19 protein-coding genes are annotated in these 21,483 nt (G+C 71.6%); 12 read left to right on the top strand and 7 right to left on the bottom strand.

Annotation, left to right across the window (positions count from 1 at the left end):
- Positions 1 to 5 precede the first annotated feature (5 nt).
- From IE307_RS20210 to IE307_RS20200, 3 genes are read left to right on the top strand one after another with little or no spacing between them, the layout of a single operon-like run.
- Positions 6 to 1,025, top strand: coding sequence for a taurine ABC transporter substrate-binding protein (locus IE307_RS20210; RefSeq protein ID WP_229904901.1), 1,020 nt, complete (start codon positions 6 to 8; stop codon positions 1,023 to 1,025).
- Positions 1,018 to 1,812: an ABC transporter ATP-binding protein gene (locus IE307_RS20205; protein WP_191299697.1), complete on the top strand. Its 795-nt coding sequence runs from the start codon at positions 1,018 to 1,020 to the stop codon at positions 1,810 to 1,812. The genes IE307_RS20210 and IE307_RS20205 overlap by 8 nt, the downstream gene beginning before the upstream one ends.
- On the top strand, positions 1,809 to 2,657 hold the full coding sequence (locus IE307_RS20200) for a TauD/TfdA dioxygenase family protein (RefSeq protein ID WP_191299695.1): 849 nt from the start codon (positions 1,809 to 1,811) through the stop codon (positions 2,655 to 2,657). The genes IE307_RS20205 and IE307_RS20200 overlap by 4 nt, the downstream gene beginning before the upstream one ends.
- A 159-nt stretch (positions 2,658 to 2,816) precedes the next feature.
- Here the strand turns inward: IE307_RS20200 and IE307_RS20195 are convergent, their stop codons facing one another.
- Together IE307_RS20195 and IE307_RS20190 are read right to left on the bottom strand one after the other, a co-directional pair.
- Positions 2,817 to 4,145 (bottom strand): FAD-binding oxidoreductase, encoded by a 1,329-nt coding sequence (locus IE307_RS20195; RefSeq protein WP_191299692.1) that lies wholly within the window; start codon positions 4,143 to 4,145, stop codon positions 2,817 to 2,819.
- Positions 4,145 to 4,828: an alpha/beta hydrolase gene (locus IE307_RS20190; protein WP_191299690.1), complete on the bottom strand. Its 684-nt coding sequence runs from the start codon at positions 4,826 to 4,828 to the stop codon at positions 4,145 to 4,147. Before IE307_RS20190 ends, IE307_RS20195 begins: the two co-directional genes overlap by 1 nt.
- A gap of 155 nt (positions 4,829 to 4,983) precedes the next feature.
- Between IE307_RS20190 and IE307_RS20185 the strand changes: the two genes are divergently transcribed.
- From IE307_RS20185 to IE307_RS20175, 3 genes are all read left to right on the top strand, one after another.
- Positions 4,984 to 5,856, top strand: a complete 873-nt coding sequence (locus IE307_RS20185) for a LysR family transcriptional regulator (protein WP_191299688.1) — start codon at positions 4,984 to 4,986, stop codon at positions 5,854 to 5,856.
- A gap of 78 nt (positions 5,857 to 5,934) precedes the next feature.
- Positions 5,935 to 7,155 (top strand): LLM class flavin-dependent oxidoreductase, encoded by a 1,221-nt coding sequence (locus tag IE307_RS20180; protein ID WP_191299686.1) that lies wholly within the window; start codon positions 5,935 to 5,937, stop codon positions 7,153 to 7,155.
- Positions 7,152 to 8,309 carry an acyl-CoA dehydrogenase family protein gene (locus tag IE307_RS20175; protein ID WP_191299684.1) on the top strand — a complete coding sequence of 386 codons (1,158 nt, stop codon included), beginning with the start codon at positions 7,152 to 7,154 and terminating at the stop codon, positions 8,307 to 8,309. Before IE307_RS20180 ends, IE307_RS20175 begins: the two co-directional genes overlap by 4 nt.
- Here the strand turns inward: IE307_RS20175 and IE307_RS46865 are convergent.
- Positions 8,285 to 8,662, bottom strand: coding sequence for a molybdopterin dinucleotide binding domain-containing protein (locus IE307_RS46865; protein ID WP_229904900.1), 378 nt, complete (start codon positions 8,660 to 8,662; stop codon positions 8,285 to 8,287). The two genes, IE307_RS20175 and IE307_RS46865, sit on opposite strands and share 25 nt — an antisense overlap.
- Entirely contained in the window at positions 8,608 to 10,503 is a 1,896-nt protein-coding gene (locus IE307_RS20170; RefSeq protein WP_229904899.1) for a molybdopterin-dependent oxidoreductase, read from the bottom strand. The genes IE307_RS46865 and IE307_RS20170 overlap by 55 nt, the downstream gene beginning before the upstream one ends.
- Before the next feature lie 110 nt (positions 10,504 to 10,613).
- Here IE307_RS20170 and IE307_RS20165 point away from each other — a divergent pair, with 110 nt between their 5' ends.
- Genes IE307_RS20165 through IE307_RS20145 form a run of 5 tightly spaced genes read left to right on the top strand, consistent with a single transcriptional unit; the run spans position 10,614 to position 16,966 of the window.
- Positions 10,614 to 12,239 (top strand): ABC transporter substrate-binding protein, encoded by a 1,626-nt coding sequence (locus IE307_RS20165; RefSeq protein WP_191299682.1) that lies wholly within the window; start codon positions 10,614 to 10,616, stop codon positions 12,237 to 12,239.
- Positions 12,236 to 13,273, top strand: a complete 1,038-nt coding sequence (locus IE307_RS20160; protein WP_191299680.1) for an ABC transporter permease — start codon at positions 12,236 to 12,238, stop codon at positions 13,271 to 13,273. Before IE307_RS20165 ends, IE307_RS20160 begins: the two co-directional genes overlap by 4 nt.
- Positions 13,270 to 14,337: an ABC transporter permease gene (locus IE307_RS20155; RefSeq protein ID WP_229904898.1), complete on the top strand. Its 1,068-nt coding sequence runs from the start codon at positions 13,270 to 13,272 to the stop codon at positions 14,335 to 14,337. The genes IE307_RS20160 and IE307_RS20155 overlap by 4 nt, the downstream gene beginning before the upstream one ends.
- Positions 14,316 to 15,920, top strand: coding sequence for a dipeptide ABC transporter ATP-binding protein (locus tag IE307_RS20150; RefSeq protein ID WP_191299678.1), 1,605 nt, complete (start codon positions 14,316 to 14,318; stop codon positions 15,918 to 15,920). The genes IE307_RS20155 and IE307_RS20150 overlap by 22 nt, the downstream gene beginning before the upstream one ends.
- Positions 15,917 to 16,966 carry an LLM class flavin-dependent oxidoreductase gene (locus IE307_RS20145; protein ID WP_191299676.1) on the top strand — a complete coding sequence of 350 codons (1,050 nt, stop codon included), beginning with the start codon at positions 15,917 to 15,919 and terminating at the stop codon, positions 16,964 to 16,966. The genes IE307_RS20150 and IE307_RS20145 overlap by 4 nt, the downstream gene beginning before the upstream one ends.
- A gap of 4 nt (positions 16,967 to 16,970) precedes the next feature.
- Here IE307_RS20145 and IE307_RS20140 read toward each other — a convergent pair whose 3' ends face one another.
- Both IE307_RS20140 and IE307_RS20135 read right to left on the bottom strand, forming a co-directional pair.
- Entirely contained in the window at positions 16,971 to 18,761 is a 1,791-nt protein-coding gene (locus IE307_RS20140) for a rhodanese-like domain-containing protein (protein WP_191299674.1), read from the bottom strand.
- A gap of 112 nt (positions 18,762 to 18,873) precedes the next feature.
- Positions 18,874 to 19,827: a zinc-binding dehydrogenase gene (locus IE307_RS20135; protein ID WP_191299672.1), complete on the bottom strand. Its 954-nt coding sequence runs from the start codon at positions 19,825 to 19,827 to the stop codon at positions 18,874 to 18,876.
- Between the two features lie 49 nt (positions 19,828 to 19,876).
- Between IE307_RS20135 and IE307_RS20130 the strand changes: the two genes are divergently transcribed.
- Positions 19,877 to 20,446, top strand: coding sequence for a TetR/AcrR family transcriptional regulator (locus IE307_RS20130; RefSeq protein ID WP_191299670.1), 570 nt, complete (start codon positions 19,877 to 19,879; stop codon positions 20,444 to 20,446).
- Here IE307_RS20130 and IE307_RS20125 read toward each other — a convergent pair.
- Positions 20,443 to 21,420: an NADP-dependent oxidoreductase gene (locus IE307_RS20125; protein ID WP_191299668.1), complete on the bottom strand. Its 978-nt coding sequence runs from the start codon at positions 21,418 to 21,420 to the stop codon at positions 20,443 to 20,445. The genes IE307_RS20130 and IE307_RS20125 overlap by 4 nt on opposite strands.
- Between the last annotated feature and the right edge of the window lie 63 nt (positions 21,421 to 21,483).

Genomic DNA, 21,483 nt, shown 5'->3' with positions numbered 1-21,483 from the left:
TCGTCGTGCCGATCTCGCGCAGGACCATGCTCGCCCTGCTCGCTTCCGCTCCGGTGCTCGCCTCGTGCGGGGTGGGCGGTTCGTCACCGGGTGAGGGCAAGAGCGTGCGGGTGGCGTTCCAGAACTTCGCCGACAGCACGCTGCTGGTGAAGGACCAGCAGACGCTGGAGAAGGCGTTACCGGACCACAAGATCACCTGGACCGCCTTCGACTCCGGTGCCAGCATCAACACCGCGTTCCTGGGCGGTGCGATCGACCTCGCGGTGATCGGCAGCAGCCCGGCCGCCGCCGGCCTGTGCCCGCCGCTGAAGATCCCGTACCAGGTGATCGAGCTGCTGAACGTCATCGGCGACAGCGAGGCACTGGTGGTGCGCAAGGCCACCGGGATCACGAAGATCTCGGAGCTGGCCGGCCGCAAGATCGCCGCGCCGTTCAGCTCGACCGCCCACTACAGCCTGCTCGCCGCGCTGGAACTCGCCGGGGTGGACGCGGGCTCGGTCACGCTGGTCGACCTCGAACCGCAGAACATCCAGGCCGCGTGGCAACGCGGGGACATCGACGCCGCCTACGTCTGGACGCCGGTGCTGAGCGTGTTGCAGCAGGACGGCGTGACGCTCACCGACAGCGCGAAGCTGGCGGCCTCCGGCAAGCCGACGCTGACGTTCACCGTGGCGCGCAAGGAGTTCCTCGACGGCAACGCGGACGTGGTCGACAAGTGGCTGGCCGCCACGAACGACGCGATCAAGCTGATCAAGACCGATCCCGCGAAGGTCGCGGCCGCGGTCAGCCGGCAGATCGGCATCGGGGAGGCCGACGCCCTGGCCCAGCTCAAGCAGAACATCTACCTGGACCACGACGAGCAGCGCGGTCCCGACTACTTCGGCACGTCGGCGGCGCCCGGGAAGCTGGCGAACCGCCTGCGCGACACGGCGGAGTTCCTGAGCGCGCAGAAGAAGGTCGAGCAGGTGCCGGACCTGGCGACGTTCCAGGCGGCGCTGAGGGCACCGGGAGGCGGGCGTGGCTGAGGTCGCCGAACTGCGCGGGGTCGAACACTCCTACCGGACGAAGGAAGGTCCGGTCCCGGCACTCGGCCCGCTGGACCTGGTGGTGGAGCCGGGGGAGTTCCTGGTCGTGGTCGGCCCGTCCGGGTCGGGCAAGAGCACCCTGCTGCGCCTGCTGGCCGGGTTCGAGCGTCCGTCCACAGGGGACGTCACGCTGCTCGGGCACCTGCCGGTGCCGGGACGTGAGGTCGGGGTGGTGTTCCAGCAACCCCGGCTGTTCCCCTGGAGCACGGTCGCCGGCAACATCGGCACGGCGCTGAAGTGGGCGAAGGTGCCGAAACCGGAGAGGGCGTCGCGGGCGGCGGAACTGCTGGCCTTGGTCGGACTGGGCGGCCTCGGTCCGCGCCGCACCTGGGAGATCTCCGGCGGGCAGCAGCAACGCGTCGCCATCGCCCGCGCGCTCGCCGCACGTCCCCGCCTGCTGCTGATGGACGAGCCGTTCGCCGCGCTCGACGCCCTGACCAGGGAACGGCTGCAGGAGGACGTGCGGTCGCTCGCCGGTGACGGCAGATCGGTCGTGTTCGTGACGCACAGCGTCGACGAGGCCGTGTTCCTCGGCAGCCGCGTCATCGTCCTCACCGATCGCCCGGGTCAGATCGCGTTGAGCCTGCCCATCGATCTGCCCCGCCAGGGCGTCTCGGCCGACGAACTGCGCGGCTCGCCGCGCTACGCGGCACTGCGCGGTGAAGTGGGCGCCGCGGTGCGGGCCACCCTGTCCTCCCGACCCGACCAGCTCGTGGAGAAGTCATGACGCTCTCGTTCGAACCGCTGACGATCGCCATCGGCGCGCAGGTGTCCGGAGTGGACCTCGAGGACGAGCTCGCTCCCGAGACGTCGGCCGCGATCCGGCGGACGTTGCTGGACCGCAAGGTGCTGGTGTTCCGCGGCCAGCGGCTGAACCCGTCCGCGCACCGGGCGTTCGCCGCGTCGCTCGGCGAGCTGACACCGGCCCACCCCGTGGTGCCCGGTCTCGACGCCGACCACCCGGAGATCTACGTCCTCGACAGCGGCGACGGCGGCAAGGCCCCGGAGTGGCACACCGACGTCACGTTCACCCGCACGCCGCCGCTGGGCTCCGTCCTGCGCGCGGTGGACCTGCCGCCCACCGGGGGCGACACCTGCTGGACCGATTTGGAAGCCGCCTACCTCTGGTTGTCACCGCCCCTGCGCGAACTGGCCGACAAGCTGGAGGCGGTCCACGACGGGCGCAAGGACTTCGAGGAGCTGTTGCAGGTCAGGCAGTCCGGCGAGGGGAACCTCTGGGACGGCGAGCGGGTCCGGTCGCTCGACCCCGTCACCCACCCGGTCGTGCGCGTGCACCCGGAGACCGGCCGACGCAGCCTCTTCGTGAACCCCGGCTTCACCACGCACGTCAAGGACGTGTCGGAGACCGAGAGCCGCGCCCTGCTCGCCCTGTTCTTCGCCGCCATCGGCCGCCAGGAGTACAGCGTCCGCCACCGGTGGGCGCCGGGCGACGTGGTGGTGTGGGACAACCGCAGCACCGCTCACCTCGCCGTGGACGACTACGGCGACCAGCACCGGGTCATGCACCGGATCACCATCCGCGGCGACCAGCCTGTCGGTCCGCGCAGCTAGTGGCGCGTCGCAGAACGTTGGCGAGGTAATTCACGCTCAGCAGGGCGCCTCACGGTGCCGCCCCCACGCCCCCGTACAACCAGTACGAGGCCGTGGGGGCGGCACCGTGATGCACCCGTCTGACCCCGAATTCCCCCGGCAACGTTCTGCGCCACACCACTAGAACGCCTTGCCGGGGTTGAGGATCCCGCGCGGGTCCAGTGCGGCCTTCAGCGAGTTCTGCACGTCGAGCACGTCCTGGCCGGCCTCACGCGCCAGCCAGTCGCGTTTGAGCAGCCCGATCCCGTGTTCGCCGGTCACCGTGCCGCCGAGGTCGAGCGCCAGGGCGAAGAGGTCGTCACCCGCCCGCTGGACGGCGTCCGACATACGGTCGTAGCCGATGATCGGGTGGAGGTTGCCATCCCCGGCGTGGGCGAACGAGTAGATGCCGACGCCGTGCCGGCTCGCGATTTCCTCGATGCCCTGGAACGCGTCGGCGAGCCTTGAGCGGGGCACGCAGATGTCCTCGATCAACGCCCGCCCGAACCGTTCGATCGACGGCAGGGCCATGCGGCGTGCGAAGAGCAGGCGTTCGGACGCGGCGGGGTCGACGGCCTGTTCGGTCCAGGTGGCCTCCTTGCCCAGCACGCCGGCGATGGCGGCGATCTCGGACTCGGCGGCCGCACCGTCGGCCTGGGCGATCACCAGAGCCCGGCCGCGCGCCGCGTAGTCCGTTCCCTGTGCGCGGTCGATCACGCCGAGGGTGGCGCCGTCGAGGAGTTCGAGCAGGCTCGGGTCACGGCGGGTGCGGGCCAGTTCGGTGCACGCCGTGGCGGCGGCGCGGACGCTGTCGAACGCCGCCACCGCGGTGAACGTGTGCGCCGGCAACGGACGGAGCCGAAGCGTGGCGCCCACGACGACGCCGAGCGTTCCCTCCGACCCCACGAACAACGCCGTGAGGTCGAGACCCGCCACGCCTTTGACCGTGCGGCGATCGGTGCTGATCAAGCGCCCGTCGGCGAGCACGACGTCCAGCCCGAGCACGGCCTCCCTGGTGACGCCGTACTTCACGCAGCGCATGCCGCCCGCGTTCGTGGCGATGTTGCCGCCGATGGTGGAGATCGCCGCACTGGCCGGGTCGGGGGCGTAGCGCAGACCGAACTCCGCCGCCGCGCGGTCCAGATCGGCCGTGATCACGCCGGGTTCGACCACGGCGAGCTCGTCGACGTCGTCTATCTCGACGATCCGGTCGAGACCGCTCAGATCCAGCACCACGGTGCCGGGACCGGCGACCGCGCCGCCCGCCAGGCCCGTGCCCGCACCGCGCGGCACCACCGGGACGCCGTGCTCGTGCGCCAGTCGCAACGCCGTCCGCACGTCGTCCACAGTGGACGCGCGGACGACGGCGAGCGGGAGCCCGTCCGGGACCGTTCCCGAACGGTCGGTGGCCACGGCGGCCAGGTCCTCCGCCGAGGTCGAGACACGGGGGAGTTCGTCGAGGAACGCCATCACACCACGATGTCCGGCAGATCGCCGCCGAGCTTCAGGCTCTCGAGGAACAACACGACGGTCGCGGCCACGGACCGGTGCGAGACGTCGTTGAGGACGTCGTGACGACCGCCGACCACCGTGCGCCGGCGTGCGTGGGGGAGAAGCTCGAACGCGGAGGCCGAAGGAGTCACGGTGTCGCTGGAGCCGTGCAGGACGAGTGTGGGCACGGCAGGAGGTTCGACGGTCCAGTCCGACGGAACGGGTCGTGCGAGCGCGCCTCGGGTGAAGTCCTCGTCCTCGGACAGCACGCCCTGGTGCGTGGGGCACGCGGAACGGGCGTCCAGCTCGGCCTGCCAGTCGGTGACCGGGGTGCTGCCGGGCAGCGCGAGACCGGCGAGCACCAGGCCGTCGGCGCCGGGGAGCTGGGTGGCGAGGGTCGCGCCGGTGTCCGAGCCCGCCAGCACCTTCGGCGACGGCAGGTCGTCGTCGCGCAGCAGTGCCTCGACCTGCTTGCGGGTGGTCGTGAGGTCGTCGAGGTCGGTCTCGACCACGCGCACGCGGTAGGCGTCGGCGGCGATCCTGCGGCCGAAGCGCTGGTAGGTGCGGGCGGTCTCGCCGCGGCCGGTGAGCAGGATGACGGTGCCGCGCGCGGCGAGGCCCGGTGGCTCGTCCCAAGCGCCGGTGCTGGAGGTGGTGGTCACGCGATCACCCTGGCGGCCGGGCGTCCCGCGCGTCCAAGAGCGTTTCTCGATGACTACCCATGCGGATGCGTGATGAATTTGCAAGCCCCTCGCGGGTACGTTCTCACATGCCGGTCGGCATCTCGGATTTCGCTCGAGTCGGTTCTAATCGAGCCATGACGAATTCGCTCGACCTCGAACACCTGCGGACGCTGATCGCGATCGCCGAGTGCGGCGGGTTCAGCAAGGCCGCCGCGGTCCGGCACATCAGCCAGCCCGCGCTGAGCCAGCACGTCAGGCAGCTCGAACGCGGTCTCAAGCGCAAGCTGTTCGAGCGCGACGGCCGCAACATGCGCTTCACGCACGAGGGCGAACGCGTGCTGGCGGAGGCGCGGCGGATCATCGAGGTGCACGACACGTCGTTGCGCAGGCTGGAGGCGGAGCGCGACCGGACGATCGTGGTCGGTTCGACCGAGCACAGCGCCGAGCAGATCCTGCCGGAGATGATCCGCGCGCTGCAGGCCGCGTTCCCCGGCTGCGCCACGAGGTTCGAGATCGGCAGGTCCACCCAGCTCACCGAGGCGGTGAACAAGGGGACCGTCGACTTCGCGTTCGTGCTGGACCCGAGCGGCCAGGGCGCCGGGCACCTGGTGGGTGAGCTGCCCCTGGTCTGGTACGCCGCACGGGGCTGGTCCCCCGAACCGTCCTGCCAGCTGGTGGCGTTCGAGGAACCGTGCGGCCTGAGGGAACGGGCGCTGACCGTGCTCGCCGGGCAAGGACACCGGGTCGAGGTCGTCGGTCAGTCGACCACGCTGGAAGGGGTGCTCGCGGGTGTGCGGGCGGGCCTGGGCGTCGCACTGCTGCCCAGCGCGGGCGGCCGTCCGCAGGGGCTGACCGTCCACAGTGAACTCCCGGACGCGGGGACGACGCACCTGCGCATGGTCGCCCGGCGCGGGCTGTCCGCCGACGTCGAGCAGACCGCGTTGTCCGCGGGCACCGACTTCTTCGCGCAGCGGCCCCACCTGCAGCTGGTGTCGAGGGGAGCCTGAGTTGATAAGGCGCGGCTATGGGTTTGGTTCGCGGACTTGTCTTGGACCCCGCGGCGCACCGTCCTTACGGTCGAGAACGTGACCAGCGCACCCGTCTTCGACGCGAAGATCCCCGAGGCGGCCTCGCCGAAGGTCGAGTTCATCAGCCTGTCGCACCTCAACCCGTCGACGGAACTGAACCCGATCCCCACGCGTGGCATCGACCTGAAGTACTTCCGCCACTACGTCCGCTCGCTCGAAGAGGGCGGGTACGACTACACGTTGCTGCCGTACGGCGCCGCGAGCGCCGACTCGTTCGTCGTGGCCTCGGCCGTCGGTCAGCTCACCGAGCGGATCCGGCCGATCGTGGCGCTGCGTCCCAACACCACGTTCCCCCTGGTGGGCGCGCAGAAGCTCGCCACCCTGGACCAGCTCACCGAGGGCCGCGCGGTCGTGCACCTGATCTCCGGCGGCAGTGACGCCGAGCAGGCGCGGCAGGGCGACTACCTGCCGAAGGACCGCCGTTACGCCCGCACCTCGGAGTACATCGACCTGCTGCGGCGGGCGTGGACCGAGCCCGAACCGTTCAGCCACGAGGGCGAGTTCTACAGGTTCGACGACTTCGGGCCGGGCTTCGCGCCGTACGGCTCACCGATCCCGATCTCCATCGGCGGTCAGTCCGACGAGGCGTTCCAGGTGGGCGGCGAGAAGGCCGACATCTTCAGCTTCTGGGGCGAGCCGCTCGACGACCTGCGCGGTGAGATCGACCGCGTGCACGACATCGCGAGGGCCGCCGGCCGCACGACGCTGCCGCGGATCTGGGTCACGTTCCGGCCCATCATCGCCCAGACCGACGAACTCGCGTGGCAGAAGGCCCACGAGTACGTGGCGAAGATCAGTGACACCTTCGGCAAGGCCGCCTACGGCAAGCAGCGCTTCATCACCGCGGGATCCCCGCAGAACGTCGGGTCGCAGCGCGCTCTCTCCTTCGCCGAGAAGAGCGAGCTCTACGACCGGGCGCTGTGGACGCGCACGGCCGCCGTCACGAACGCGGCCGGCGCGTCCACCGCACTGGTCGGCTCCCCGGAGACGGTGGCGGCGGCGATCCTGGACTACGTCGACCGCGGCGCCGACCTGGTCAGCATCCGCGGCTACGACACGCTCGCCGACGCGGTCGACTACGGCAAGCACGTCCTCCCGTTGGTGCGCCAGGAACTCGCGCACCGCGCCGCCACGGGCACGCGCGGCACGCTGCAGGCCGAGCACCTCGGCAACTACGCCGAGGAGTACCGGCGGCACGCGACAGCGGGTCAGGCGTGACGGCCACGGGCTACGAGATCCCGGTGCCCACCGAGGACCTCGCCGCCGTCACGGCCGCACTCGCGGAGACCGCGGCCGAGTACGACCGGACCGGTGCGATCCCGGTGCGCGGCCTGGAGGTCGCGCACCGGGCCGGTCTGTTCACCGCCACGGTCGGCGCGCGGTACGGCGGACCCGGTGCCGGACCCCGTGAGGTGGCGCGCATCCTCACGGCGCTCGGCGAGGGCGACCCGTCCGTCGCGCTGGTCGTGGCCAACACGCTGATGGCCCACTCCGCCCAGGCCGCGAACGACCACTGGCCGCGGGAGTTCTACGAGGACGTGCTGCGCCGCTCGGCGGCCGGTCCGGCCCCGGTCAACGCGATCAGGGCCGAGCCGGAACTGGGTGCGCCCGCTCGCGGCGGACTGCCGAAGACGACGATCACGCGATCCGGTTCGGGCTGGGTCCTCAACGGCCACAAGGCTTACGCCACGGGAGCCGCCGCGCTGGCCTACCACCAGGTGTGGGTGGTCACGGACGACCCGGAACCGCGCGTCGGCCACGTTGTCGTGCCGGGTGATCTTCCCGGCATCACGTGGGTCGACACCTGGGACCACCTCGGCCTGCGCGCCTCCAACACGCACGACGTCATCTACTCCGGCGTCGAACTCCCCGAGACGGCGTTCGTCGAGATCCCGCGCGGCGCGGACGGTGTCTACCGCGATCCGGCGGCCGTGGCCGGGCCGGGCAGCTTCGGGCATCCGGCGCTGTACATCGGCGTGGCCAGGGCTGCTCGGCGCGCGTTCGCCGACTTCGCCCGTGCCAGGGTGCCCGCCGCCCTCGGCAGGCCGATCGCGACCACCGAACGGATCCAGGCCGTCGCGGGCGAGATCGACCTCCAGATCGCCCAGGCCGAAACGCTGCTGCACGGCGCGTTGCTGCGGCTCGAGGCGGGCGAGGCGCTCCAGCCCCAGCTGTCGCTGGTCAAGGTCGCCATCGCCCGGTCCGTGGTCTCCGCGGTGCAGACCGCGGTAGCGGCGCTGGGAAACCCCGCGTTGTCACGCCGGAACTCCCTCGAACGGCACCTGCGGGACGTGCTCTGCGTGCGCGTGCACCCGCCGCAGGAGGACGCCGCGCTGATCGCGGCGGGTCAGCGGGTGCTCGGCGGGTCGTAGGCCCGGACCGGCGGCACCGGTCCGTCGTACCGGGTGACGGCAACCAGCACGTGCGCGCCGCTGGTCGCCTGGGTCAGCTCCGAGGTCGGCACGTCCCTGGTGAGCACGTTGACGTTGCCGTTGACGCAGTCGGCGATCTCCGGCGCGCTGGGGTCGAACCAGGCCCCGGTGTGCATCCGCGCCACCCCGGGCAGCAGCGCGTCGCTCACCACGACACCCGCCAGCAGGCTTCCCTGCTGGCTTCGGACGAGTGCGACGTCCCCTGTGGACAGTCCGCGGGCCTGTGCGTCCGCGGGGTTCAGCCGGACGGGCTCCCGACCGGCCACCTTCGTCGACTGGCTCGCGTCGCCCATGTCCAGCTGGCTGTGCAGGCGGTGGGTCGGCTGGTTGCACAGCAGGTGCAGGTCGAACTCGCCGGCCGCGCCCCACCACTGGGTGGGCTCGTGTGCCCGGTCAACGGCGTCCACAGCTCGATCCGGCCGCTCGGCGTGCCCAGGGGAGCGCCGTCGCGGAACTCGGCGAACGCGGTGTCGCGGTAGGGGTCCTGCGGCAGGTCGACCCCGCCGTCCCGCCAGAACTCGGCGAACGGCGGCGCGGGCGGTGAGCCGGGAGCGGCTCGCCACTCCTCGTAGATCCGCTCCAGCCACTGCCGGGAGTCGAGCCCCTCGGTGAAGTCCGAACCCAGGCGCCCGGCCAGTTCGGCGTAGATCCAGAACTCCTCGCGCGCCTCACCGAGCGGCTCCACGACCCGTGGCACGACCCGCAGCCTGCTGTCGCCCGCACCCGCGGCGACGTCCTCGCGTTCGAGAGTGGTCGCGACCGGGAGCACGACGTCGGCGTGCCGTGCCGTCGGCGTCCAGTGCGTCTCGTGCACGACGAACGTGTCCAAACGGGACAGTGCCTCGCGCAACCGCTTCAGGTCCTGGTGGTGGTGGAACGGGTTGCCGCCCGCCCAGTAGGCGAGCTTGACCTCCGGGAACCGCAGCGTGCCGCCGTCGTAGGGGATCTCCTCGCCGGGATGCAGGAGCATGTCGCTGATCCGCGCGCACGGGATGAAGTCCGGCACGGGGTTGACGCCCTGCGGGAACGTCGGCAGCCGCGACCCCGCGACGCCCACGCCGTAGTCGCCCATCGAGCCGAAGCCGTGCGCGAAACCGCCGCCCGGCAGGCCGATCTGCCCGAGGAACGCCGCCAGCGTGAGCGCCGCGAACACCGGCTGTTCGCCGCCTTCGCCGCGTTGCAGGGCGTAGACGACGTTGATCAGGGTCCGGCCCGCCGCCATCCGATGCGCCAGGTCGCGGATCACCGGCGCGGGCGTCCGGCTGATCCGCGAGGCCCACTCCGGTGTCTTCGCCACCCCGTCGGCATCGCCGAGGACGTACCGGCGCACCTCGTCGGCGCCGACGGTGTACCGGGCCAGGAACTCGTCGTCCGCGAGCCCGTCGACCACCAGCACGTGGATGAGAGCGAGCAGCACGGCGGTGTCCGTCGCCGGCATCACGCCGATCCACTCGGCGCCGATGTCCTCGAACGCGTCGTCCCGTTGCGCGGACAGGAACACGACCTCGGTGGTGCGGCCGACCGACCTGGCGTGCGCGGACCCGATGTGCCGCTCGTGCCCGCCCGGCACGACCCAGGTGTTGGACCGCCGCACGCCGCCGAAGCTGACCAGCAGGTCGGTGTGCTCGACGACGTCCGCCCACGACGCGGGCTTGTAGCGCAGGTCGAGCGCGGTCCGCGGGCCGACGAGGTGGGGCAGGAGCACGATGCTCGCTCCGCGGCTGTAGTCGTTGATGGAGCTCGTGTAACCACCGACGGAGTTGAGGAACCGGTGCAGCTGGCTCTGCGCGTGGTGCAGGCGCCCGGCGCTGCCCCAGCCGTAAGACCCGCCGAAGATCGCCTGGTTGCCGAACCGCGACCGCACGCGTTCCAGTTCCTGGGACAGGAGACCGAGTGCGGTGTCCCAGCCGACCTCGACGAAGTCGTCGGGGCCCCGGTCGCGCGGCCCGGGACCGTCTTCCAGCCACTGCCGGCGGACGGCCGGGCGCGTCACCCGTGAGCGGTGGCGGTTCCCGCTGACGACGTTGCCGATCGCCGGTGCGGCGTCCACGTCCTGGGGTTTCGCCGCCACGACCTCGCGACCGTCCGGCGACACCTCGACCGGGTACGTTCCCCAATGCGCGCTGGTCTCCACCTCACCGACGTTAGCCGCATTCCTGCGGTATCAGAGATAAGAACACGTGATGGGAACCGATCCCCATTTCGTCTTGGACCCCTTGACGTGCGCGCTCCTACGGTTTTCGCATGAAACCCCTTCACGCGTTCCGGACCATCGTCGGCTTCGTCACCGTGCTGGCCCTCACCGCGTGCGGGGCCGGCGCGGCCACCAGCGGAGGCCAGGCGAAACAGGGCGGTGACATCACCTTCCTGATCGACTCGCTCGGCGACACCTGGATTCCCAACAACAGCGCCATTTCGAGCTTCCAGGGCCACATCTGGGGCCACGTCACCGACAAGCTCGTCCACGTCGACGAGAACGGCAAGGTCAGTCCGTGGATCGCGGAGAAGTGGGAGCAGAACGACTCCGCGACCGAGTTCACCCTGCACCTCAAGACCGGCGTGACGTTCTCCGACAAGACCCCGGTCGACGCGGCGGCCGTCGTCGCGAACCTCGACATCTGGTCGAAGGGCGACCCGGCGCGGGGCATCAACCCGATCGGCCTGTTCCCCAAGACCTACGACCGCGCGCAGGCCGTCGACGCCCAGACCGTGAAGGTGTTCTTCAAGGCGCCGACGCTCGGGTTCGTCCCGACGCTGGGCTACCACGGTTCGATCCTGATCTCTCCCAAGACCATCGCGCTGCCCGCCGCCCAGCAGGCCGACCTCTCCAACGACATCGGCAGCGGACCGTTCGTCGTCGCCTCCTGGAAGGAGGGCGACAGCGTCGTGCTGAAGAAGCGCGAGGACTACAACTGGGCGCCCGCCGCGCTGGGCAAGCAGGGAGCGGCCACGCTCGACTCGATCACCTACAAACTCGTCGCCGAACCGTCCGTGCGCACCTCCGCCGTCCAGTCCGGGCAGGCGGACGTGGCGTACAACCCGTCGCCGCAGGAACTCAAGTCGTTCAAGGACCAGGGCTTCACCACGGCGACCCCGCGCTACCTCGGGTTCGTCAACGGGTTCGCGGTGAACACCAAGGTAGCGCCGTTCGACGACGTCAAGGTGCGCCAGGCGTTGCAGCACGGCATCGACCGCGCCGAGATCATCTCGACCGTCTACACCGAGGACTGGCTGCCCGCGAAGTCGTTGTTCCAGAGCAACGTCCCGGGTGCCACCGACCGCAGCGCCGACTTCGCCTTCGACGCGGCCAAGTCCGCGAAGCTGCTCGACGAGGCCGGCTGGGCCAAGGGCGCCGACGGCGTGCGCGTCAAGGACGGCAAGCAGCTCTCGCTGACGCTCTACTCCAACCCGTACCTGGCCGCGTCCAAGGCGATCGACGAACTAGTCGCGCAGCAGCTCGGCAAGCTCGGCTTCAAGGTCGGCATCCAGTCGTTCGACGTCGTTACCTACGGCGAGCGCGTCAAGCTCAACAGCCCGAGCGTCGCCACCTACGAGATCACCCGCAGCTTCATCGACGCGGGCACCGTCGCCGGGATCCTCACCGACGCCAACAAGGGCGAGAACTGGTTCGGCGTCGGGCAGAGCGACCCGAAGCTGGTCGAGCTCGCGACCGGCGTCGCCCGGTCGGAGAGCGTCGAGGCGCGGGCCAAGATCCTCGACGAGCTGCAGGGGTACGTGTTGCAGCAGGGCTACTTCGTGCCGCTGACGCAGATCGTGCAGCGCATCTACCTGCAGTCGCCGAAGCTGACCGGAGTCACGTACAACGGCATCGCGTACGCCAACTACTACACCGCCTCGCTGACGTCATGAGCCGCGGCTACAAGATCTACGCGCTGCGGCGCGTGCTGCAGGCACTGGTGGTGATCCTGCTGGCGTACGTGTTCACGTTCATCGTGATCAGCGTGCTGCCCGGCGACCCGGTGACGAACACCCTGCGCAACCCGCAGAACGGGTTCACCGAGGAGGAGATCACCTCCATCGTCGCGTACTACGGCCTGGACCGGCCGGTGTACGTGCAGCTGTGGGAGTCGTTGTCCCGCTTCGTGACCGGGGAGCTGGGCGTCTCGCTGCGGTCGGGACGGCCGGTGTCGGACCTGATCGGCGAGGTCCTGCCGTCCACGATCGTCCTGGCGCTGTCGGCACTGGCGGTCGCGCTGGTGCTGGCGTTCGCCATCGGGTTCGGCACCCGCTACCTGCCCCGCCGCTACGGCCAGGGCGTGCTGCGCGCGTTCCCGTCGTTGTTCCTCTCGGTGCCGAACTACGTGATCGGCCTGCTGCTGATCAACGTGTTCGCGTTCCAGCTGGGCGCGTTCCGGGTGATCGACGCCGAGGGCGGGCTCGCGACGCTGTTCGCGGCCATCGCCCTGGGCATCCCGGTGTCGGCACGGGTCGCCGAGGTGCTGATCGCGAACCTCGACCACGAGGCGGACCAGGAGTACGCGGCCGTGGCGCGGTCGCGCGGGCTCGGCCAGACCCGGTTGTTCCTGCGGCACCTGCTCAAACCGTCGTCGCTACCGGTCGTGACGGTGATCGCGCTGACCGTCGGCGAGCTGCTCGGCGGCGCGGTGATCACCGAGAAGATCTTCGGGCGGACCGGGATCGGCAGTCTGGTCGAGCGGTCCGTCACCACGCAGGACCTGCCGGTGCTGCAGGCGGTCGTGGCGCTGGCCGCGGTGATCTTCGTCGTGGTGAACCTGGTGGCGGACCTGGTCTACCCGTTGCTCGACCCGCGGGTGCGGTTCGGGGACGGGAGGTCCGACGACAGGAAGCCCGGTGGCAGGCCGCCCGGTGGCAGGCCGCCCGGTGGCAGGCCGCCCGGTGACAGGAAGGAGGTGACGGCATGACGCTCATCCAGCCCCAGCCCCAGCCCCAGCCCCAGCCCCAGCCCCACTCCCAGCCCCAGCCCCACTCCCAGCTCCAGCCCCAGCCCCAGCCCCACTCCCAGCCCCAGCCCCAGGCCCAGCCGCAGCCGCAGCCCCACTCCCAGCCCCACTCCCAGCCCCACTCCCAGCTCCAGCCCCAGCTCCAGCCCCAGCTCCAGCCGCAGCCCCACTTCCAGCCCCAGCCCCACTCCCAGTCCCGATTTCGGTCCTGGTTCCGCTCCCGTCCCGGCCTTCGCCCCCGCGTCCCCTTCACAGCCGCGCTGTCTCTCGGCGTCATCGGCCTGGTGCTGCTGTGGTCGTTCCTGCCCGGCCTGTTCGCCTCCCAGAACCCCGCCGCCGGCGTCCCGGCGGACAAGTTCGCCGCACCGAGCGCCGCTCACCTGTTCGGCACCGACCACCTCGGCCGCGACCTCTTCGCACGGGTCGTGCACGGCACCGCGTCGTCGGTGAGCAGCGCGCTCCTGGCCGTGAGCATCGCGGTGGTGGTCGGCGGCCTGATCGGACTGGTCGCGGGGTTCGTGGGCGGCTGGACGGACACCGTGCTGGCACGGCTCGTGGACGTGCTGCTGGCGATCCCGGAGTTCCTGCTGGCGGTGATCGTGGTCAGCGCGCTCGGGTTCGAGACGACCAACGCCGCCATCGCCACCGGTGTGTCCGCGGTGGGCATCTTCGCCAGGGTCATGCGGTCGGAGGTGCTCAAGACCCGCCGCGCCGTGTTCGTCGAGGCCGCCTACCTGCACGGCGGGGCGCAGTGGCACATCCTCGTGCGCCACGTGCTGCCCAACGCCTCGCGGTCGCTGCTGTCGCTCGCGGTGCTGCAGTTCGGCTACTCGATCCTGCTCATCGCCGGGCTCGCGTTCCTCGGCTACGGCGACCCGCCGCCCGCGTCGGACTGGGGGCTGCTGATCTCGGTCGGCAAGGACTACCCGCTGTCCCCGTGGCTGGTCTACGCGCCGGCACTCGTCATGATCACGACAGTCCTCTCCGTGAACAGGATCAGCCGATGGCTCCGCAAGACCGACTGACCCTCGACCGCGTCACGACGGCCACCGTGCTGAACGTGACCGGACTCTCCGTGTCCTACGGCCCGCACCAGGTCGTGTCCGACGTCAGCTTCTCCCTGCGGCGCGGGGAGAGCCTCGCCCTGATCGGTGAGTCGGGGTCGGGCAAGTCCACGATCGCCCGCTCGGTGCTGCGCCTGCTGCCCCGGTCGGGCAGGGCGGAGGGCGTGGTCGACTTCGCGGGCCAGGACGTGCTGTCGTTGCCGGAGAAGCGGTTCCGGCCGTTGCGCGGCCGGTCCATCGGGTTCGTGCCGCAGGACCCGAGCCACGCGCTCAACCCGGTGCGCACGGTCGGCTCCCAGGCGCTGGAGGCCGCTGCCCTGGCGGGGGAGCCGAGCAGGGAACGGGTGCTCGACGCGTTCGCCCAGGTCGGGCTGGACGACCCGCGCCGGGTCTTCGGCTCCTACCCGCACCAGCTCTCCGGCGGGATGCTGCAAAGAGTCCTCATCGGACTGACCGTGCTGCCGCGGCCGCGGCTGATCGTCGCCGACGAACCGACCTCCGCGCTCGACGTCACCATCCAGAAGCGCATCCTCGACCTGCTCTCCCAGCTGCGCCAGGACCTGGACATCAGCCTGCTCCTGATCACCCACGACCTCGCCATCGCCGCCGAACGGGCCGACTCGCTCGTCGTGCTCAAGGACGGCGTGGTCCAGGAGTCCGGGGACACGGCGGCGGTGTTCACCGCGCCCGCGTCGGCCTACGCCGAGCGCCTGCACGCGGACGTCCCCGCGCTCAACCCCGACCGCTACGAGCATCTGCGCACCGTGCCGGACGAGTCCGAGGCGAAGATCCGCGTCAGTGGCGTGACCAAGTCGTTCGGCGACCTCAAAGCCGTGGACGACGTGTCCCTCGCGGTCGGGGCGGGGGAGACCCACGCGCTGGTCGGGGAGTCCGGTTCCGGCAAGACGACGACGATCCGCCTGCTGCTCGGGCTGGAGGCGCCGGACAGCGGCAGCATCACCGTCGCCGGCGAGGAGGTCACCGGGCGGACGCACCGCGACCTCCGCGCCGTCCGCCGGCACCTGCAGCTGGTGTACCAGAACCCGTTCACCTCGCTCGATCCCACGTGGACGGTCGGCAGGCTGGTGGGCGAGTCGCTCGACCGGTACCGGGTCGGGACGCGCGCCGAACGCGCCGGCCGGGTGCGCGAGGCGCTGGACGCCGTCGGGCTGAGCCCCGACCTGGTGTCCCGCAGGCCGTCGGCGTTGTCGGGCGGCCAGCGGCAACGGGTCGCGATCGCCCGGTCGCTCGTGCTGCGGCCGGACGTGATCGTGCTCGACGAACCGACCTCGGCGCTCGACGTCACCGTGCAGGCCGGCATCGTCGAGGTGCTGCTGTCGTTGCAGGCGGAACTCGGCCTGACCTACGTGTTCGTGTCGCACGACCTCGCCCTGGTCCGGCAGCTCGCGCACACGGTCTCCGTGATGCACCGGGGCCGGATCGTCGAGAGCGGCCCGGTGAAGACGGTGTTCGACTCACCGCGCGAGCCCTACACGCGCGCACTCGTGGAGTCGGTTCCCGCTGGTGTGAAAGGACTTCGATGACCCTCGCCCGCCTCGGCTTCAACACGCGCGTCTCGTTCGACGACGACAACGGGCCGGAGCACGGCCTGCGGGGCGGCATCGCCCTGTTCCGCGCCGCGGAGGCGCTGGGCTACCAGTCCGGCTGGGTCTACCAGCGGCACTTCGACCACTACCTGTCCTCGCCGCTGCCGTTCCTCGCGGCCGTCGGCCAGCACACGCACCGCATCCGTCTGGGCACCGCCGTCCTGCCGATGCGCTACCAGGACCCGATCCTGCTCGCCGAGGCCGCCGGAACCACCGACCTCCTGGTCGGCCGCCGTCTCGAACTGGCCGTCGCCACGGGAGCCAACGCCGCTTTCGACGCCGTCTTCGGAACCGTTGAGACGGATGCGCGCACCGAGGCGCAGCGCCGTCAGGAACGGTTCCTGACGGCGGTGGGCGGCTCTCCGCTGCACGTGGTGGACGGTCCGGGCCAGGGCGCCCCGGTGGGCACCGAGCTGAGGGTGACGCCCCACAGCCCAGGGCTGCTGTCCCGCGTGCGGCAGGGAGCGGCGAGCCTCGGATCGGCGGTGAGGGCGGCGGAACTCGGCATCGGGTTGATCACCGGGACCGTGCTGCACGACCTGGCCGAGGGGGAGACGTTCGGCGAGTACCAGGCGCGGATCATCGAGGCGTACCGCACGACGTGGCGGGACAAGCACGGCACACCGCCGCCGCCGGTGGCCGTCGCGGCGTCGATCCTGCCCGCGCCGACCGCCGACCTGGGGGAGAAGTACGCCGCCTACGACCTCCAGCGCCGCACCGAGGGCATGGCCGCGTCACGGCCGCGCGGCGCGCTGGAACCGGTGATCACCGCCGACCTCCCCGCCGGCATGCGCATCAGCCCCGTCTTCCACGGCTCGCCCGACGACGTCGCGGAGGCGGTGCTCGCCGATCCCGGCCTGCGGGCGGCGGACGAGGTCGTGCTGTTCCTGCCGCCCGCGTTCAGCCTGGCCGACGACGTCCGCCTGCTCACGGACCTCGCCACGACCGCGGCGTCCGCCCTGGGGTGGACGCCGTCGGCCTGACGGGTCATTCCCCGAACGCGACGGGCCTGTCCGGATCGTTCGACCAGGCGGACCACGACCCGGGGTACAGGGCGGCGTCCACGCCCGCCACGGCGAGCGCGGCGATCTCGTGCGCGGCCGTCACACCGGAACCGCAGTACACGCCGACGTCCTCGTGCTCCAGGCCCGCGAACCTCGCCCGCAGCTCCTCGGTGGGCAGGAAGGCGCCGTCGCGCAGGTTGGCCGCGGTCGGCGCGGACCGGGCGCCCGGGATGTGTCCGGCGCGCGGGTCGACCGGTTCGACGTCGCCGCGGAACCGGTCGGCGGCACGGGCGTCCAGCAGGACTCCCTTGTCGGCGAGCGTGGCGGCCTCGTCGGCCGTGAGCGTCGGCAGGTGACCGGCGGACAGGTCGACGTCACCCGGTTCGGCGCTCTCGTCGCCCGTGGCCAGCGCGAAGCCCTTGGCCTGCCACGCCTTGAGGGCGCCGTCGAGGATGCGCACGTCGGAGAGACCGGCCCAGCGCAGCAGCCACCAGGCACGTGCGGCGGAGGTGCCGCCGTTGTCGTCGTACACGACCACCGGGCGCGATGCCGTGACGCCCCACCGGCGGGCGGCGGCCTGGAGGTCGGCGACGTCGGGCAGCGGGTGCCGCCCGGCCGTGCCACCGGGCGGTGCCGCCAGTTCGGTGTCGAGGTCCACGTAGACCGCGCCGGGAACGTGCCCCGCCCGGTAGTGGTCGTGCCCGGCCGGGTCGCCCAGCGCCCAGCGGACGTCGAGCACGAGCGGCGCGCTCTCGTGCTGGAGCAGGTCGTTCAGCTCGGCGGGCTCGACGAGCACGGTGCGGCGGGTGAGGTCCGGCAGGGTCGCGAGGAGGTCGGCGTCGCCGAGACCGCCCGGCGTCGCCCCGTCGGCGACGGCGCGTTGCACTCGTTCGGCGAGCGCGGCGTTGTAGGGCGCGGTGCGGCCGGACAGCCTGGCCTGCAACACGATCTCGCCGTTGAGGTAGTCGGTCTCCGGGGCACCGCCGCGGTGCAGGCTCTGCCAGGTCGAACCGCCCTGCCTGCCGTGACCGGGGATGTCGTGGATCACCACGGCCTCGGTCACCTGACCGGGCGTGATGCCGCCGACCCCGAGGACCAGTTCGGCCTCCTGGCGGGTGATCCGCGCGGCGGCGTCGCGCAGGGAGCTCGGCGCGTAGAGGGCGCCGAGGCCGTTGGCGGTGTTGGAGACGAGCTTCGCCGCCTTCCAGCGCTGGACGTCCCCGACCACCTCGACGTGGAACCGCGCGGCGGTGAGGTCGGCGGCGATGGGGCTGAGCCTCGGGTGGATCCCGCTCGGGTAGGCGCCGAGCCACAGCGCGCCCACCGCGGGCTCGGCGGGGGAGACGACCTCACCGGGTTCGAGGTGGCTCGTCGGCACCCAGACCACGGCCCCGAACACGGTCTCGAACCGCCGCAGGGCGATCCGCTCGTTCTCCAGCCCGTTCTGCAGCACCACCACCGGAAGTGCCGCGGCGGCCGTGCTGCCGCCGACCGGACGCCACGCCCAGGTCCGCACCACTTCCTCGGTGTCCTGGGACTTCGTCGCCAGCACGAGGACGTCGTCGTGGTGCAGCTCGACCTCGTCCGGCCCGCCCGCCACCGGCAGGTGGACCACCTCGGTGCCCCGCGGGGTCACGTACCGCAGCCCGCGCTCGCGCAGCGCCTCGAGGTTCGCGCCCCTGGCGACGAGGACCACCTGCCGGTCGGCGCGGTGCAGCTCGGCGGCGAGGGTGGCACCGACGGCCCCTCCGCCGATGATCACGTACCTGGTCATGACTCTCCCGTGTGGACAGACGGGTATCCTTTTCCCGCAGGGAGAACACTCGTCGCACGGTGCCGCGGAGACAAGCCCGACCACATCGTGGGACCTGTGGTGCCACGATCCGTCACGGGGTCAGCACGACCCGGCCGAACACCTCACCCGCCTCCATCCTGCGGTGGGCGGACGCGGCCTGCGCGAGGGGCAACACCTCGTGCACCACCGCCGTCAGGTCACCGCGAGCGGCTTCGGCGAACTGAGCGGTCCTCACCGCCCGCTTGTCGTCGTTCGGCACGGTGTTGGCGCTGAACGTGCTGAACGACAACGACTTCTGGAACAACACCATGACCCGGGCACCGAAATCCGCCGGTGGCTGGCCGCCGACGGCGCCGACCACGACGAGGCGCCCGTTCGGGTTGAGCACGTCGAAGAACGACGGCACGTCCGGACCGGCCACGACGTCGATGATCACGTCGAAGCCCGCGGGAGAGCCCTCACCCGCGCGGTTCAGCACGTGGGTCGCGCCGAGTGCGCGCAGTCGTTCGCCGCGTGCGGCCGACGACGTCGTGACGGCCACCACGCCCGCACCGCTCCGTGCCGCGAGCTGGACGGTCATGATCCCGAGGCTGCCCGCCGCGCCCCGCACCAGCACGGACTCCCCGGCGGCGAACCGGGCGTGCGCGAGGCCGAAGTGCGCCACTACACCGGCACTTCCCAGAGCCACGGCGTCCACGGCGGACAACCGGCCGGGAAGCGGCACGACCTCGTCCGCCGACGCCACCGCCCGCTCCGCGTACCCGCCCCCCGTCCCGGTCGGCGCCCAGACGCGCCGGCCGATCCACGCCGGGTCCACGCCGTCGCCGACCGCCGCCACGACACCGGCGACCTCCCCGCCGAGGACGTGCCCCTCCCGGAACCCGTACGCGGCCAGATCACCACGCCGGATCACCGCGTCGACGCCACCGACCCCGATCGCCTCGACGTCGACCAGAACCTGGGACCGGGCCGCGACGGGCGCCGGCAGCGCGACGACCGCCATCCCCTCCGGCCCGCCGAACTCCTGCACCGCGACAGCTCTCATGACGCCCGAAGCTAACGGACGCCCCCGTCCGTTTCGCTAAAGTGAGAGCATGACCGGCCGTTTGACTCACCCCACGCGTTCCGACGCCCGGTACAACCGCGAGCACATCCTGGACGTGGCCAGGGAGGTCTTCGCCACCGAGGGCCTGACCGCCCCGATGCGCGAGATCGCCCGCCGCGCCGGCATCGGGCCCGCGACCCTCTACCGGCACTTCCCGACGAAGGAGCTCCTGGCCACCGAGGCGTTCGCCGCGCAGATGGCGGCGTGCGAGACCGTTGTGGACGAAGGGCTCGCCGACCCCGACCCGTGGCGCGGCTTCTGCTCGGTCATCGAGAGGATCTGCGAGCTGCACGCCCGCGATCGCGGCTTCACCGCGGCGTTCACGACGAGCTTCCCGCACGCGGTGGACTTCACGGCCCGCCGTGAGCGCACGCTCGCCCTGGTCGCGAAGCTGGCCGGTGAGGCGAAGAAGTCGGGCCGGTTGCGCCAGGACTTCGTGCTGGACGACCTGGTCCTGGTGCTCATGGCCAACGGGGGCATCCACGCCGCGTCTCCGGCCACGCGCGTCGCCGCGTCCCGGCGCTTCGCCGCGCTCGTGATCCGGGCGTTCGAGGCCTAGTCCTGCAAGCGCACCAGCATCTTCCCGGTGTTGGCGCCGCTCAACACGCCCAGGAACGCCTTGACGAGGTTGCCGAACCCGTCGACGACCGTCTCGTCCACCACCACCGCACCGCTCTGGACGTGCGGCACCAGGAAGCGCTCGAACCTCTCCCGCACGTCGAGGTGCTCGCGGACCAGGTAGCCCTCGACGCGCAACGCCTTGAACATGACGTCGGCCAGGTTGTGCGGCGCCGCCGGGGGAGCGGAGCTGTACTGGGCGATCGCCCCCGACCAGGCGACCCGGCCGTGCGGGCGCAGCGCGTCGATGGCGGCGGCGAGGTGGTCGCCGCCGACGTTGTCGAGGTAGACGTCGATGCCGTCCGGTGCCGCCTTCGCGAGCTGCTCGCCGACCGGTGCGGCGCGGTGGTCGAAGGCCGCGTCGAAGCCGATCTCCAGCAGGTGCGCGACCTTGGCGGCGGATCCCGCGCTGCCGATGACGCGCCCGGCGCCCAGCAGCCGCGCGATCTGGCCCGCCGCGCTGCCCACGCCTCCCGCGGCGGCGGAGATGAAGAGGTCCTCGCCGGGTTGCAGCCGGGCGATCCTGGTCAGGCCGACGAACGCGGTCAGCCCCGTCCCGCCCAGCACGCCGAGGTAGGCGCTCAACGGCACGCCCTCGGCCTGGTGCACGGACCGGAGTTCCGCGGCGGCGACCACGGCGTGCGTGGCCCACCCGGCGCGGTGGAACACCGTCGTCCCCTCCGGGTGCAGCGCTGATCGCGAGTCGACGACCCGTCCGATCGCCCTGCCCTCCCGGCCCGCCTCGCCGTTGTCCATCAGCTGCCGCATGTAGGGGTCGACGGACAGGTAGACGTTCTCGACCAGGACCTGCCCGTCGGTGAGGGCGGGCAGGTCTTCGGTGACGACGGTGAAGTCGTCCGCGCTGGGTGCGCCTTCGGGCCGGCGTACCTGGCGGACGGAGAGGAAAGTGCTCATGCCGGGAACGTAAGGAATCCCGTGGTGTGGGAGCAGATCGCGCAGTTGATCGATCGGGCCGTT

The sequence above is a fragment of the Lentzea cavernae genome (genome assembly GCF_014653695.1).
GTDB lineage: Bacteria > Actinomycetota > Actinomycetes > Mycobacteriales > Pseudonocardiaceae > Lentzea > Lentzea cavernae.
Note: the sequence above shows the minus strand (reverse complement) of the source record. Positions and strands in the feature narration are given on the sequence as shown.